A 13,720-nucleotide genomic window follows, 5' to 3' on the forward strand; every position below is an offset into this window, starting at 1 on the left:
ACCTGCGGCCGCCCGGCCCGGGCGGACCGCCACGACGCGCGGCAACGCCGCGACCGGGAGCGGGATCAGCGACCGCGACGGGCCGGCTTGCAGAACGACCTGTGGAGCGCCGCGATGATCTCGCGGACCTCGGGACGGGCCAGCGAGTAGTAGACGTTCTTGCCGTCGCGGCGCGTCTCGACGAGGTCGTCGGCGCGCAGTCGCGCGAGCTGCTGCGACACGGCCGGCTGGCGGAGCTTCACGGTCTGCTCGATCTCGCTGACCGACTTCTCGCCCTCGGTCAGCATGCAGAGGATGACCAGGCGGGCCTCGTGCGACAGGGCTTTCAGGAATTCGCTCGCCTCGCGGGCATTGGCCCGCATGGTGCCGAGATCGACCGCGCTGCCGGCGGAGGACGTCCGCGTGCGGCGGGCGACGGGGGTCTGAAGGTTCATGCGTGGTCCTGTCTCGGGTGGCCCTGTGTGTCGGTCTCGATGGTCGTCGTTCGACTTGGATGCTCGATACCGGGTGTTCGGTATCGAGTGCTCGGTTTCGAGTGTTCGATATCGCGACGGTCTAATGTGTCGGTCGCGACGGTGTCGTTCGCGGAGGTGTCGTTCTCAGTGGTGTCGTTCTCAGTGGTGCGCGAGCCCGGGCCGAGACGCCGGCTGCCGCCGCTCTCGCGGCCCAGCCATTGTTTCAAATATCACGATATCGAAGGTCTGTCAGCGCAGCACCGCGCGGCCCGGTGATGCACGACCCCGCGGCCGACGCGGGTGCGACCGCGCGGCCGAAAAGCCGTTTCGATGGGCGCACCGGCCGCGGAGGCCCGGTTTCAGTCGGCGGCTCAGTCGTTCGTCCCGCCGGCCGGTCGGCGTCCGGTCGGGGCGACCTGGTCCTGATGGCCGGTCTGCTGCGAGCGCTGGCCCGGCTCCTTCCACGGCTCGTGGGTGCCCTGCTGGCCACTCTTGTCGCGGGTCTTGGGATCCGTTTTAGGATCGTTCTCGACTGGACGGTGGATGTTCTCGGTCACGGCGGTGTCCTCGACGGGGAGGGGCCCGGTCTCGAGACCGCGGTCTCGAGACCAAGCCCGAGGCTGACGACCGGCGCACGGGATCGCGCGCCGGGGCCTGCCGCCGGTGCGAGGACCTGCGCCGGCTACTCGGCGGACTTCACCCGCACCTTGGTGGCGACCGGACCCGTGTCGCCAACACCCTCGACGTAGTAAAGTTCGTCGCCGCGTCCGAGCGCGTCGAAGTCGCCGGCCAGGACGCTGTTGCGGTGGAAGTAGAGCAGGCTGCCCTCCGACGTGACGAGATAGCCGAAGTCCTGCTCCGACTGCACCTCGGCGACCTGCCCGAGCTTCTGGTTCTGGATGTCGCTGTAGATCGCCTTGGTCTTGCCCTGCCGCTGCTCCTTGAGGCCGACGAGCTGGCGCTCGGCGATGCGGAACGCCTCGTTGATCGCCTTCTGCAGATCGGGCCGCTGATACTTGCGCTGCAGATGCTCGGGCTCGTGGCTGACGACCAGATCGGCGCGGCCCGGGATCCCGATCTCGATCCGCACCACGGGCGGGATCGAGGAGCCGTTCGACTTGGCACGCTGATCGACCCGGACCCGGCACGACGTGATCCGCTCGAACAGACGCTCGAGGTCCGCGACCCGGTTGCGGATCATGGTCTCCGCCCAGTCCGAGGAGTCGATGTTGTGGAAAGCGATGTCGACGGGAACTTGCATTGGTCACCTGACAAGCGGTGAGGATGAAGGCGCGGGACGATTCACAATGCCTCAATCTAGGCATTCCTGCGCGGGATTTCCAGGATGCGCGGCGGTGAGCCGCGCCGTCGGGTGGGGCGCAGCGTGGCGGGGAGGGCATTGTCGCCCGGAACCAGCATGGATCGGCCGGAATTGATTTTTCGCTAAGAACAACAACCAGGTCATCCCCGATGCCGAAATCCTCCGCCGCGCCGTCGCCGACACCCGGTCGGGATGCTGAACCGGCTCCGTGCGCCGGCGGAAAGCCCTGCGGGCCGGGCGGTCGGCGTGCCGACCGTCTCACCCGGCGGATCGGGCTCGTGCTGGTGGAGGCCGAGTCGTTGTCGATTCGGCGGATGAAGCGGGGTCGCGGCTGGTCCTATGTGGACGCCGACGGCACGCCGGTACGCGATCCGGAGACGCTCGCGCGGTTCGCCTCGCTCGCCGTGCCACCCGCTTACGCCGACGTGCGCTTCGCGGCCGACCCGCGCGCCCACATCCAGGCGATCGGGCGCGACGACGCGGGCCGGACCCAGTACCGCTACCATCCCGACTGGGTGAAGGTGCGCGAGCGCCGCAAGGCGCAGCGGCTGCTGCGTCTCGTGCAACGTCTGCCGGTGGTGCGGCGCGCCGTGACCCGGCATCTTTCGGCGCAGACGCCGAACCGGGCCTTCGCGCTCGCCTGCGCGATCGAGCTGATCGCCTGCACGGCGATCCGGGCCGGGGACGAGGCCTATGCCAGGCAGCGCGGCACGCGCGGGGCGGCGACGCTCCTCAAGTCCAATGTCCGGATCGAGGGCGACACGGTCGCGCTGTCGTTCAAGGCGAAGGGCGGCAAGGCGGTGAGCAAGGCGGTGACCTCGGCGCGTCTCGCCGCGGCGCTGCGCACGCTTCTGACGCTGCCGGGGCGCCGGCTGTTCCAGTATCGCGGCGCGGCCGACGCGATCCACATCGTGCGCCGTCAGGACATCAACGCGTTCCTGCAGGAGGTCGCGGGGGCGAAGATCTCGGTGAAGGATTTCCGCACGCTCTGCGCTTCTGCCATGGTGCTGGAGACGCTCGCCCGCACGGTGCCGGCCGCGAGCGCGCGCGGCCGCCGCAAGCAGGTGCTGGAGGCGGTCCGTGCCGCCGCCGACAGCCTCGCCAACACGCCGGCGATCTGCCGAAAGAGCTACGTCCACGAGACCGTCGTGACGGCCTTCGAGACCGGCGTGCTGGAGGGCTTCTCGGCGACCATGAAGCAGTGCCGCACGGCGGCGCGACGTGAGCAGATCGTCGCCCAGGTGCTGGTCGGCATGGCGAGCTGACGAACCGCTCGCTGCCGCGCGCGGCGCGGGTCGCGCGCCGAACGCGGTGGGTGCGACCTGCTCGGGCCGCCGCGCGTGTCGCTCTCACATTCGGAAATGCGCGTACGACCTTCGTCGAGCGGCTCGCGTCGACCCTGAAGGGATTCTGCTGCGTCGGCGGTGTGAGGTGCGGTTCCGCGCGGTCGCAGCGTCGCGGACGCGAAGGCGAGCCGAACCGAGGGGTCGTGATCAGACCTGCGGATGCTCGGCGATGATGTTGATGCGCTCGGCCGGAATCAGACCGAAGAGCTTGCGGGCGATCGCCCCCTTTACCCGATGGACCGGCAGCGTGCCGTCCTGGCGCCACACCGTCACTTTCGGGGTCAGCCGGCCGTCGCGGCCGTTCCAGCTCACCAGATACTCGGAAATGAGGCCCTTCTTCTTGATCGTCTCCAGAAAGCGGACGATCTCGTCGTGTCCATGCAATTGATGCTCTCGTACGAACATGGAGGGCTCGCTCGCCGCCGCGCTGGGAATGGTCATCAGCACACCACAGTTTCGCAGACGCGCAAAGTCATTTTCGCAGTCGCGAATTTTTTTCCACCTTGTGCCAGAGGCGCTTGATCGAAAGTCGAAGGGGAAGACGGAGGAAAGGACTGAAAACCGGGCATTCGGCACGCTCCCGAGATAAACGTCGGAGGGCCGAGATGGTTCGCTTGCGTTGCAACAAAGACGGGGCGTCCGGTGTATCCCGGCGCCCCGTCTCGTAAAACGTGCTTCGGCGTCTGCGCGTCAGACCACGGCGCGGTCCGACGTGATCGGCGTGGTCGGCGTCTCGGCCGACGGCGCGGTCGGCGGGGCGGCCGTGGCCGCCGGATGGTCGTGGTGGTGCTCCTGCTCGGACCCGGTGACGCCGGCCGGGAGCTGCAGCACGGTGGCGATCTGGCCCTCGCACAGGCGGGTCAGCAGGACGACCTGGCCGCTCGGGAACTCGAGCGCGTCATGGTGCTCGTAGGGGTTGTCCATGTTGATCTGCCGGAAGCGGGCGACCCGCTCGCGCAGCTTGCGGGCGGGGAAGAAGCCGAGGGCGTGATCGCACTCGACGTCATGGTCGAAGGCGAGCTCGGTGCCCGGAAGGATGCAGACCGCCACGTTGGGCACGCCCGCCTCGGAGAACCCGCGCGTGATCGAGTTGTTGAACTTGGTGGTCACCAGGGTATCGCCGACCTTCGCGGCACGGGTCGCGACGTGTTGCAGGCTGTAGTCGCACATCGGGGGCTCTCCTTTCGAGCTGACGGGGCGGCCTCTCGGCGTCGCCCCGCATGGTCCAGCACGACGGACCCGGATGCGGATCCCCGTTCGGGATGCGCATCGATGGCGCCGTCGCGCGGCGCTGTCGGTCGGCTGATCGGGAGCGTCCGGATCAGCCCTCCTGCAAACGAAAGCAGGGTTCCCGAGCGACGTTCCCGGCGCAAAAAAATATCTCGGGCTTATTCTGGGTTAATGAAGGCGAGTTTTACTTGGCGGGCCAATGTTATCGGGGTTGCCGCTCTCGTGTCCGTGATCGCGCGGCACGTTCTTCTCAAGAAACCGACGCTGCAGAAACACGGTTCGGTCTCGCCTCGTTCAGTCTTCCCGCCGACACAACATGGTGAGCACCACGCCGGGACGGTGGGCATCGGTTGCGCGCCGTGTTCTGCTCGGTCCCGGAAGGGAGAGCCGGGCGCGCGCCGCACCCCCGCCGTGCCCCGGTCCCTCCGACGGCCGCGTGCGGCCGGGCGCTGGCGCGGCCGGTGCGGCCGGTGGCGCAGCCGGCGAGCCCGGAACCGGGCGCGTCGTCGCCTCGTTCCATCGCGGGGTGCTCCCGTCGTGGCCGAGGGGTGAAGCAGACCGAGATGGCCTCAGGCGCCGCCAACCCGCGCTTCGTCGATCGCAAGCCGCACGAGCTGCTCTGGCGGCGGCTGTCCCGGCTCGCCGGCCTGTCGGATGCGGTGCTGTCGGATCAGGAGCGCTCGATGATCCGGCAGACCTGCGCGGCGCCGGGCGAGGTCCCGGCCGGGGCGGCGCTCTATGTCGAGGGCGAGCCGTTGCGCAAGCCGGGCGCGCTGCTCGCCGGCTGGGCCTGCCGGCTGCGCCTGCTGCCGGACGGGCGCCGCCAGATCTTCGACTTCCTGCTGCCGGGCGACCTGTTCGGCCATTCGCTCGGTCCCGAGCCGTTCGCCACCACCTCGGCCGTCACGCTGACGACCGTGTCGATCGCCGGGACCGGCTGCCTGTGGGAGATGGGACGCGAGCCCGACCGCTTCCCCGGCCTCGTCCGCGCCCTGGCGGCGGCGCATGCCCGCCAGCAGGCGTTGCTGCTCGACCATGTGGTCCGGCTCGGCCGCCAGACCGCCCAGGAGCGGGTCGCCCACCTGCTGCTCGAACTCGGCCACCGGCTCGACGAGATCGGCTTTCCGCTCGGATCGTTCGTGCCGATGCCGCTGACCCAGGAGGTGATGGCGGACGCGCTCGGCCTGTCGGGCGTGCACGTCAATCGCACTCTGCAGCAACTCAAGCGCGAGCGGCTGATCGAGACCAAGGCGGCGTCGATCCGCCTGATCGACCCGGTGGCGCTCGCGACGATCGCCGATTTCCGCTTGCCGTCGGGCCGTTCGGCGGCCCCCTGAGCGGGGTCGGTGGGCGGGCAGGGGGGTGATGCGGAACTCTGCGGACGCGCCGAAGAGTCGCTTGCTCGCCCCGGGCCGTCCCCCTACGATCCGCGCCAATTCTCAACGGGCGGAAATAATTCCCAGGAGGAGTGGCCCATGCATTTCGACGACCGTCGCCGGCCGAGCCGGCGTGATGTCCTGGCCGGTGCGGCGGCCGGCGCGACCGTGCTGGCGGCGCCGGCGATCGTGCGGGCCCAGGCGAAGACCATCAAGGTCGCCGTGGTGCTGCCGCGCTCGGGCCTGTTCGCGGCCGCCGGGCAGTCCTGCCATCGCGGCGCCGTGGTCGCGCCGAAGGTCCTGTCCGATCTCGGCTACGCGGTCGAGCTGATCAATGTCGACTTCGAGTCCAATGTCGACGTGGCGCGCACCCAGACCGAGCGGGCGATCGCCGAGGGCGCCCAGGCCGTGGTCGGCGCCTTCGAGTCCGGCGCGACGCTGGCGATGGCGCAGGTGTGCGAGCAGCGCAAGGTGCCGCTGATCATCAACATCGCCTCGGTGCCGCAGCTCACCGAGCAGGGCTACCAGTACCTGGCGCGCAACTTCCTCACCAACGCCCAGCTCGTCGGCAACGGGCTGAAGCTGGTGAAGGACCTGATGGTGGCGACCAACGTCCAGTTCAAGAACGCCGTCTTCGTGCATGCCAACGACACCTTCGGCACCGCCCAGCGGGCCGCCATGGACAAGCTGTTCCCGGCCGCCGAGATGCCGTTCCCGCTGATCGAGTCGATCGCCTACGATCCGAAGGCGCAGGACCTCGCCGTCGAGGTGACGAAGATCCGCGCCGTCGCGCCCGAGCTGGTGCTCGTCACCACCCGCTCGTCGGACGCCATCAAGCTGGTGCGTGACATGGTGCGCCAGCGCTTCGAGCCGAAGGCGATCATCTCGCCCGGCTCGCCCGGCCTCTACGACGAGGAGTTCTACCAGGCGCTCGGGCCGCTGGCCGACTTCCACATCTTCAATCTGCCCTGGGCCAACACCAAGTCGCCGGTGACCCAGGCGCTCGCGGCCGCGTACAGGAGCGCCCATCCGAGCAACCGCTTCGAGGTCGACTGCTTCAACGCCGGCTTCACGTTCGAGGCGATCATGATCGCCGCCGACGCCTTCAAGCGCGCCGGCACGGCCGACGGCCCGACCCTGATGAAGGCCGTCAAGGAGACCAAGATCACCGAGCACGTGATGACGGGCGGCCCGATCGCCTTCGACGAGAAGGGCCAGAACAACAACATCCAGGCCTCGGTGGTGCAGAACCGCAAGCGCACCCCGACCGTGGTGCTGCCGCCCGACGTGGCGGACGCCGCCCCGGTGCTGCCGATGCCGCCCTGGCAGGGCCGCTCCTGATCGCCGCCCGCGGGACGGTGGCCGCGCGCCGCCTTCGCGCCCCGACGCCGGACCTGAAGGGGACGACCCGGGGGCGGGCGTCGGGCAGGGGGCAGCCGGCCTGCCGGAACGGAGGTTGCGCAGGGTCGCCGACCTGAGGTAACTCGTCGGTCACAATTTTCCCGCACCTGTCCGGGGCGGCGGCCCGACGGCCTCCGCCCGGGGAGGTGCATTCACGTCGATACCCATCCGATGCTCGCGATCTGGCTCAACGTCGTCGTCCAGGGAATCCTGACGGGCCTTCTGTACGGCCTGATGGCGCTCGGCCTGTCAGTCATTTTCGGGGTGGTGCGGCTCGTCAACTTCGCGCACGGCGAGTTCGCCGTGGTCGCCATGTACGCGGCCTTCGTGCTGTTCCGCGCCTTCGGGGTCGACCCGCTGCTGTCGATGGTGCCGATCGCGCTCGCCTTCTTCGTCATCGGCTTCGCGCTCCAGCGCACGCTGATCAACGCCTTCGTCGGGCGGCCCGACCACGAGCAGTTCATCCTGCTGGTCGGCCTCGCGATCGTGCTCGTCAACGCGGTGCTGATCGTGTTCGGGCCGGATGCCCAGCCGGCCAATCTGCCCTATGCGTTCGACAGCTACATGATCGGCCCGCTGTTCATCGACAAGGTGCGGGTCTACGCGGCCGTGGCGGCGCTCGCCGTCTGCGCGGCGCTGTTCGGCTTCTTCCGCTTCACCCGCACCGGCACGGCGATCCGGGCCTGCGCCGACAATCTGGTCGGCGCCGCCGTGATCGGGCTCGACGTGCGCAAGCTCTACGCCATCACGTTCGGCATCGGGCTCGCCTGCGTGGGCGCCGCCGGCGCCCTGATGATCATGATCTCCGACGCGGTGCCGAGCCTCGGCCCGGCCTACACGCTGCTGGCCTTCACGATCGTCATCATCGGCGGTCTCGGCTCGATGGCCGGCGCCCTGGTGGCGGGCCTGCTGATCGGCGTCTCCGAGGCGCTCGCCGGCTTCCTCATCGCCCCGTCGATGAAGAGCATGTTCTCCTTCGCCCTCCTGGTCGCCGTGCTGGTGCTGCGGCCGCAGGGCCTGCTCGGAAAGAAGCCGGCATGATCTCGCTGTGGCGCGACATGAACAGGCGCGGGCAGGTGGCGGTCGCGCTCGCCTTCCTGGTGCTGCTGTTCGCCCCCGTGGCGGCGACCCGTTATCTGCTCTCCGTCCTGACGCTGATCCTGTACTTCGTCTATGTGGGCCAGGCCTGGAACCTGATGATGGGCTACGCCGGCCAGCTCTCGCTCGGCCACGCCCTCTATGTCGGGCTCGGCGGCTACATCTCGGCGGCGCTGTGGGTGAATTTCGGCATCGGGCCGTGGCTCGGCGTGGTGCCCTCCGTCGCGATCGCGGCGATGTTCGGGGCGGCGATCGGCTGGCTCGGCTTCCGTTTCGGCATCGAGGGCGTCTACTTCGCGCTCCTGACCATCGCGTTCGCCGAGTTCACCCGCATCGGCTTCGACCACATCGGCTTCGTCGGCGGGGCCGGCGGCCTGTTCATCCCCTACGAGGAGAGCCGGCTCGGCGAGTGGTGGAATCTGCGCGGCGGCCAAGTGTTCTTCTACTACCTCGCCTTTCTGATGGCGGTGCTCGCCGTGCTGCTGACGGCGCTGCTCGCCCGCTCGCGGCTCGGCTACCAGTGGCTCGCCATCCGCGAGGACGAGACGGCGGCGCGCGCCCTCGGCATCGACGTGTTCCGCGCCAAGATGAAGGCGGTGCTGATCTCCTCCTCGATGACGGCGGTCGGCGGCGTGTTCTACGCCTTCTACTACAACAGCCTGTTCCCGGCGCAGCTGTTCGACATGAGCCGCTCGATCGAGCTGATCCTCGGGCCCATCGTCGGCGGCACCGGCACGGTGTTCGGGCCGGTGATCGGCGCCTTCGTGCTCACCCCGCTCGGCGAGATCCTGATCGCCGTCACCGAGAAGGCCGGCATCAACGCGCCGGGCGCCAAGGCGATCTTCTTCGGCCTGATCCTGATGGTGATCATCTATCTGGTGCCGACGGGCGTGTGGCCGTGGCTGTCGCAGAAGCTCGGCTTCGCGAGGCGCCGCTCGTGACCGCGCTCCTCTCCGTCGTCGACGTCGGCAAGCGGTTCCGCGGCCTGATCGCGGTCGACCGTGTCTCGTTCGAGGTGCAGGCGGGCGAGATCTTCGCCGTGATCGGCCCGAACGGCGCCGGCAAGACGACGCTGTTCAACATGATCGCCGGCGTGCTGCCGCCCAACGAGGGCACCATCACGTTCCAGGGCGAGCGCATCTCGGGCCGCACGCCGGACGCGGTGTGCCGCCTCGGCGTCGCCCGCACGTTCCAGATCGTGCGTCCGTTCCCGGCCCTGACCGTCGAGGACAACGTGGTGATCGGCGCGCTCCTCCACCGCACCGACATGGCGGTGGCGCGACGCCATGCCCGCGACGTGCTCGCCACCCTCGACCTGTTCGAGAAGCGCGAGTTTCGCGCCTCGGCGCTGACGCTGCCCGACCGCAAGCGCCTGGAGCTCGCCCGGGCGCTCGCCACCGACCCGAAGCTCCTGCTGCTCGACGAGGTGATGGCCGGCCTGCGGCCGACCGAGACCGACCGGATGGTCGACATCCTGCGCGGCGTGAACCGCGACATGGGCGTCACCATCCTGCTCATCGAGCACGTGATGCGGGCCGTGATGGCGCTCGCCGGCCACATGCTGGTGCTGCACCACGGCGCCCCGATCGCCCGCGGCCGGCCCGAGGAGGTGGTGCGCGACGAGAAGGTGATCACGTCCTATCTCGGCCAGGAGACGATCTGATGCTCCAGGTTCGCGATCTCGACGTGTTCTACGGCGACGCCCAGGCGCTCGACCGCGTCTCCTTCGAGGTGCCGGAGGGCAGCATCGTCGCCATCGTCGGCGCCAACGGCGCCGGCAAGACGTCGCTGATCCGCACCATCGCCGGAATGATCCGGCCGGGGCACGGCAGCATCACGTATCGGGGCGAGGAGATCGCCGGCCTGCCGAGCCACCGCGTCTGCAATCTCGGCATCGGCCAGGTGGCGGAGGGCCGCCAGGTGTTCCCGACCCTGACGGTCGGCGAGAACCTGGACATGGGCGCGCTGCTGCCGCGGGCGCGCGCCAAGCGCGACGCCGAGCTCGCCCGCGTGTTCCAGATGTTCCCGATCCTCGAGGAGCGCTTGAAGCAGACCGCCGGCACGCTCTCGGGCGGTGAGCAGCAGATGCTGGCGATCGGCCGCTGCCTGATGGGTCAGCCCGACCTCGTGATGTTCGACGAGCCCTCGCTCGGCCTCGCGCCGGCGATCGTCCACGAGGTGCTGCGCACCATCCGCGACCTCAACGCGGCCGGCCTCACCTGCGTGCTGGTCGAGCAGAACGTCGCGCTGTCGTTGAAGCTCGCCGACCGCGCCTATGTGCTCGAGAACGGCCGCATCACCCTGTGCGGGACCGGCGAGGAGCTGCTCGCCGACGACCGCGTGCGGCAAGCCTATCTCGGCATGTGATCCCGCGCGGCGACGCGCGGCCCGCGTCGCTCCGCTCCCGCGAGGGGAGCGGGCGAGACGGCGCCGGCCGCGCGTCGCCGCGCGCCGCTCACACGCCGGCAACCACCGGGCGGATCACCAGGTTGTCGTTGACGGCCTGGACGCCCGGGGTCTCCTCGATGGCGACCCGCAGCGCCTGCTTCTCGGCGAGCGAGTCGACCACGCCCCAGGCGTCGACGACGCCGTCCGTGACCGTCACGTTGACCAGGTTGGGCGACAGCCACGGCTCGGACTCGAGCCGCGCCGTGATGGCGGTGCGCAGCTCCGCGTCGGTGACCGGGTTGGCCGGCGTCTGCCGGCGCAAGGTGGCGAGCGCGTGCAGGAGATTGGCGCGGCTGACGATGCCGACCAGCCGGCCGTCCTTCACGATCGGCACGCGCTTGATGCGATGACGCTCCAGGAGGCTCGCGATCTCGGCGACCGGGGTGTCGGGCGTCGCGGTGACCAGCTCGCGCGTCATCACGTCGGCGACCCGGCGGGCGTGCTCCTTGACGAACTCGGCCGCCAGCCCCTCGCGGCCCATCAGCAGCTTCAGCCACCACGAGCGCTCGTGGCCGGTGCCGGCCTCGGCCCGGCGCACGAGGTCGCCCTCGCTGACGATGCCGACCGGGCGTCCGGCCGGATCGACCACCGGGACGCCGCTGATCCGGTTCTCCAGCAGGATCGCGGCGACGTCCGCGACGGACGTGTCCGGGGTCACGGTGACGAGCGTGGTTGTCATGATGTCGGAGGCCTTCATGACGGCGGACTCCTCTTGTGCATGCTTCTTGCCCGACCCGGTCGGGGCGACGTGTCCCGGCCGCCCGGGAAAGCCATCGCGAAGCATCGACCGGCCGGTGCGGCCCGCATTGACGCGGCGCAAGTCTTTTCGGGTCGATGCGGGAGGAGGAGGGGGCGGAAGGATCGCGTCGCGCCGCACACTGTCGTGTGCCCGGACAAGGCGTGTCGGGCCGCAGGCCCGATGCGCCGCAGAGCCGGGGCCCAGGGGCCGCACGACGGGCGCCACGACGAGTGGCGCGGCGAACCGCCTCGTCTGATCGCCCCTGGGTCCCGGTTCGCGGCGCGTCGCGCCCGGGACACGAGTCCTCGCCCAAGGCTGAGAGCGGAGCCGGACGGCCACGCGGCCGCCGTGCTCACCCGATCACGACGTTGCCGTCACGACTCCACCCTTACGATCGCACCTTCACGTAGGTGCCGGGCGCGTCCTCGATGGCCGGGAACCCGGCCGCGCCGGGCACGCGGGCCGGAACCTCGGTCGGGTCGAAGTGCCGGATCCATTCGATCCAGTGCGGCCACCACGAGCCCGGGTGCTCGGTCGCCCGCTTGATCCACGCCTCGACATTGTCGCCGGCCGGCCGTTCGCCGGTCCAGTACTGGTACTTCTTGCCGGCCGGCGGGTTGATGATGCCGGCGATGTGGCCGGAGCCGGCGCACACGAACTCGACCTCGCCGCCGAACATCTTGGCGCCGATATAGACCGACTCGGCCGGCGCGATGTGGTCCTCGCGCGCCGCGACCGTGTAGATCGGCACCAGGATCTTCTTCAGGTCGAGCGCGACCCCGTCGATCTCCATCCGGCCCTGGCTCAGATTGTTCTCCAGGTAGCAGTTGCGCAGATAGTAGGAGTGGTTGGCGGCCGGCATTCGGGTCGAGTCGGAGTTCCAGTACAAAAGGTCGAACGGGAACGGCTGCTCGCCCTTCAGGTAGTTGGAGATGATGTAGGGCCAGACCAGGTCGTTGGAGCGCAGGAAGTTGAAGATCATCGACATCTTCCCACCTTCCAGATAGCCGTGCTCCGACATCTGGCGCTCGATCGCCTCGATCTGGGTCTCGTCCGAGGTGAACAGCTTGAGGTCGCCGCCTTTCTCGAAGTCGACCTGGGCCGTGAACATGGTGGCCGAGCGGATGCGCTCCGCCGTGCTCGCCGCCGACAGATAGGCCATCGCGACCGACAGCATGGTGCCACCGACGCAGTAGCCGAGCGTGTGGGCGGAGGGCGCGCCGGTGATCTTCAGCACCACGTCGAGCGCCTCCAGCGGACCCTGGCGCATGTAGTCCGCGAAGGTCTTCTGGGCGAGGTGCTCGTCCGGGTTCACCCAGGAGATGGTGAACACCGTCACGCCGTTGTCGACCGCGTACTTGATGAACGACTTCTCGGGGTTGAGGTCGAGAATGTAGTACTTGTTGATCCACGGTGGGACGATCAGCAGCGGCGTCTTCAGCACCGTCGCGGTGGTCGGCGTGTACTGGATGAGCTGCATCAGCTCGTTCTGATACACGACCTTGCCGGGCGTGATCGCGAGATTGCGGCCGACCTCGAACTGCGAGTTGTCGGACTGCCGGATCTTCAGCTCGCCGTGGCCGGCCTCGATGTCCTCGGCCAGCATCGTCATGCCGCGCACGAGATTGTCGGCGTTGGAGCGCAGCGTGAGCCGCAGGAGCTCGGGATTGGTGAAGACGAAGTTCGACGGCGAGATCGCGTTGAGCACCTGCTTCATGTAGAAGTCCGCCTTGCGGCGGGTCAGCGGATCGAGCCCCTCGGCGTCCTCGACGATGTGGTTGGCGACCCGGCTGGTGAGCAGGTAGGCCTGCTTGAGGAAGTCGAAATAGGTGTTGGTCGTCCACTCCGGATGGGAGAAGCGGCGGTCGCGCGGATCGGGTGTCGCGATCGGCGGCGAGGTCTCGCCGGCGAGCCGCCGCATCGTCGTCGCCCACAGGTCCAGATAGGCGTGGCCGATCGAGGTCTGCAGGTCGATGGTGCGCGTCGCGTCGCGCATCCAGTACTCCATCACCTTGCCGAACGTGGTGACGATGTCGACCACCTGCTGGGGCGGCTCGTCGTGGATCTTGCCTTCCTCGCGCGGCTTCATGTAGGCGGCGATCGCCCGGCCGCCTTGCTCCATGATGCGGGCGACGTTGGTGGCGAGCTTCTCGATGTCGACCGTGCTCGGCCCGACATCGGGCTGCGCCTTCGCCTTCGCCTTGGGCTTCTCGGCCTTCGGCTCCGGCTTCGGCTCGGCTTTCGCCTCTGCGCCGGGCGTGGCTTGGGCGGCGGCGGGCGTCGGCGCGGCGGGCGTCTCGATCCGG

Annotated in this window: 14 protein-coding genes; 7 read left to right on the plus strand and 7 right to left on the minus strand. The window is 69.2% G+C overall.

From position 1 onward, the window contains the following. Positions 1-65: 65 nt before the first annotated feature. From CCR97_RS05900 to CCR97_RS05910, 3 genes are all read right to left on the minus strand, one after another. Positions 66-434, minus strand: coding sequence for an ArsR/SmtB family transcription factor (locus tag CCR97_RS05900; protein WP_111356902.1), 369 nt, complete (start codon positions 432-434; stop codon positions 66-68). 392 nt (positions 435-826) lie between these two features. Next, complete coding sequence (locus tag CCR97_RS05905) at positions 827-1,012, minus strand: hypothetical protein (RefSeq protein ID WP_111356901.1); 186 nt, start codon at positions 1,010-1,012, stop codon at positions 827-829. A 125-nt stretch (positions 1,013-1,137) separates the two neighbouring features. Next, positions 1,138-1,716 carry an HPF/RaiA family ribosome-associated protein gene (locus CCR97_RS05910; RefSeq protein ID WP_111356900.1) on the minus strand — a complete coding sequence of 193 codons (579 nt, stop codon included), beginning with the start codon at positions 1,714-1,716 and terminating at the stop codon, positions 1,138-1,140. 374 nt (positions 1,717-2,090) lie between these two features. Here CCR97_RS05910 and CCR97_RS05915 point away from each other — a divergent pair, with 374 nt between their 5' ends. Further along, positions 2,091-3,041: a DNA topoisomerase IB gene (locus CCR97_RS05915; protein ID WP_244670290.1), complete on the plus strand. Its 951-nt coding sequence runs from the start codon at positions 2,091-2,093 to the stop codon at positions 3,039-3,041. Positions 3,042-3,269: 228 nt separating this feature from the next. On the opposite strand, the gene CCR97_RS05920 is transcribed toward CCR97_RS05915, so the two are convergent. Together CCR97_RS05920 and CCR97_RS05925 are read right to left on the minus strand one after the other, a co-directional pair. Next, positions 3,270-3,569, minus strand: coding sequence for a hypothetical protein (locus tag CCR97_RS05920; RefSeq protein ID WP_146618723.1), 300 nt, complete (start codon positions 3,567-3,569; stop codon positions 3,270-3,272). A gap of 243 nt (positions 3,570-3,812) precedes the next feature. Continuing rightward, complete coding sequence (locus CCR97_RS05925) at positions 3,813-4,292, minus strand: hypothetical protein (RefSeq protein ID WP_244670291.1); 480 nt, start codon at positions 4,290-4,292, stop codon at positions 3,813-3,815. A 623-nt stretch (positions 4,293-4,915) separates the two neighbouring features. Between CCR97_RS05925 and CCR97_RS05930 the strand changes: the two genes are divergently transcribed. From CCR97_RS05930 to CCR97_RS05955, 6 genes are all read left to right on the plus strand, one after another. Next, positions 4,916-5,689, plus strand: a complete 774-nt coding sequence (locus tag CCR97_RS05930; RefSeq protein WP_146618722.1) for a Crp/Fnr family transcriptional regulator — start codon at positions 4,916-4,918, stop codon at positions 5,687-5,689. Between the two features lie 138 nt (positions 5,690-5,827). After that, positions 5,828-7,069 (plus strand): ABC transporter substrate-binding protein, encoded by a 1,242-nt coding sequence (locus CCR97_RS05935; protein WP_111356895.1) that lies wholly within the window; start codon positions 5,828-5,830, stop codon positions 7,067-7,069. A 231-nt stretch (positions 7,070-7,300) separates the two neighbouring features. Beyond that, on the plus strand, positions 7,301-8,170 hold the full coding sequence (locus tag CCR97_RS05940) for a branched-chain amino acid ABC transporter permease (RefSeq protein WP_201159371.1): 870 nt from the start codon (positions 7,301-7,303) through the stop codon (positions 8,168-8,170). Further along, entirely contained in the window at positions 8,167-9,168 is a 1,002-nt protein-coding gene (locus tag CCR97_RS05945; protein WP_111356893.1) for a branched-chain amino acid ABC transporter permease, read from the plus strand. The genes CCR97_RS05940 and CCR97_RS05945 overlap by 4 nt, the downstream gene beginning before the upstream one ends. After that, positions 9,165-9,890 (plus strand): ABC transporter ATP-binding protein, encoded by a 726-nt coding sequence (locus tag CCR97_RS05950; protein WP_111356892.1) that lies wholly within the window; start codon positions 9,165-9,167, stop codon positions 9,888-9,890. Before CCR97_RS05945 ends, CCR97_RS05950 begins: the two co-directional genes overlap by 4 nt. Further along, positions 9,890-10,594, plus strand: a complete 705-nt coding sequence (locus CCR97_RS05955; RefSeq protein ID WP_201159372.1) for an ABC transporter ATP-binding protein — start codon at positions 9,890-9,892, stop codon at positions 10,592-10,594. The genes CCR97_RS05950 and CCR97_RS05955 overlap by 1 nt, the downstream gene beginning before the upstream one ends. Positions 10,595-10,682: 88 nt before the next feature. Here CCR97_RS05955 and CCR97_RS05960 read toward each other — a convergent pair whose 3' ends face one another. Beyond that, a complete protein-coding gene (locus CCR97_RS05960) occupies positions 10,683-11,372 on the minus strand; it encodes a CBS domain-containing protein (protein ID WP_111360752.1) in 690 nt (229 codons plus the stop codon). 430 nt (positions 11,373-11,802) lie between these two features. Further along, positions 11,803-13,569 carry a class I poly(R)-hydroxyalkanoic acid synthase gene (phaC, locus tag CCR97_RS05965; protein WP_245429102.1) on the minus strand — a complete coding sequence of 589 codons (1,767 nt, stop codon included), beginning with the start codon at positions 13,567-13,569 and terminating at the stop codon, positions 11,803-11,805. Between the last annotated feature and the right edge of the window lie 151 nt (positions 13,570-13,720).

Origin of the sequence: Rhodoplanes elegans (assembly GCF_016653355.1) — a bacterium.
Lineage (GTDB): Bacteria > Pseudomonadota > Alphaproteobacteria > Rhizobiales > Xanthobacteraceae > Rhodoplanes > Rhodoplanes elegans.

Bases quoted from the DNA above. Each gene is read 5' to 3' on its own strand.
- CCR97_RS05945 (WP_111356893.1), top strand. From the start codon at position 8,167: ATGATCTCGCTGTGGCGCGACATGAACAGGCGCGGGCAGGTGGCGGTC.
- CCR97_RS05935 (WP_111356895.1), top strand. From the start codon at position 5,828: ATGCATTTCGACGACCGTCGCCGGCCGAGCCGGCGTGATGTCCTGGCC.
- CCR97_RS05910 (WP_111356900.1), bottom strand. From the start codon at position 1,716: ATGCAAGTTCCCGTCGACATCGCTTTCCACAACATCGACTCCTCGGAC.
- CCR97_RS05900 (WP_111356902.1), bottom strand. From the start codon at position 434: ATGAACCTTCAGACCCCCGTCGCCCGCCGCACGCGGACGTCCTCCGCC.
- CCR97_RS05930 (WP_146618722.1), top strand. From the start codon at position 4,916: ATGGCCTCAGGCGCCGCCAACCCGCGCTTCGTCGATCGCAAGCCGCAC.
- CCR97_RS05940 (WP_201159371.1), top strand. From the start codon at position 7,301: ATGCTCGCGATCTGGCTCAACGTCGTCGTCCAGGGAATCCTGACGGGC.
- CCR97_RS05915 (WP_244670290.1), top strand. From the start codon at position 2,091: ATGAAGCGGGGTCGCGGCTGGTCCTATGTGGACGCCGACGGCACGCCG.
- CCR97_RS05925 (WP_244670291.1), bottom strand. From the start codon at position 4,292: ATGTGCGACTACAGCCTGCAACACGTCGCGACCCGTGCCGCGAAGGTC.
- CCR97_RS05955 (WP_201159372.1), top strand. From the start codon at position 9,890: ATGCTCCAGGTTCGCGATCTCGACGTGTTCTACGGCGACGCCCAGGCG.
- CCR97_RS05960 (WP_111360752.1), bottom strand. From the start codon at position 11,372: ATGAAGGCCTCCGACATCATGACAACCACGCTCGTCACCGTGACCCCG.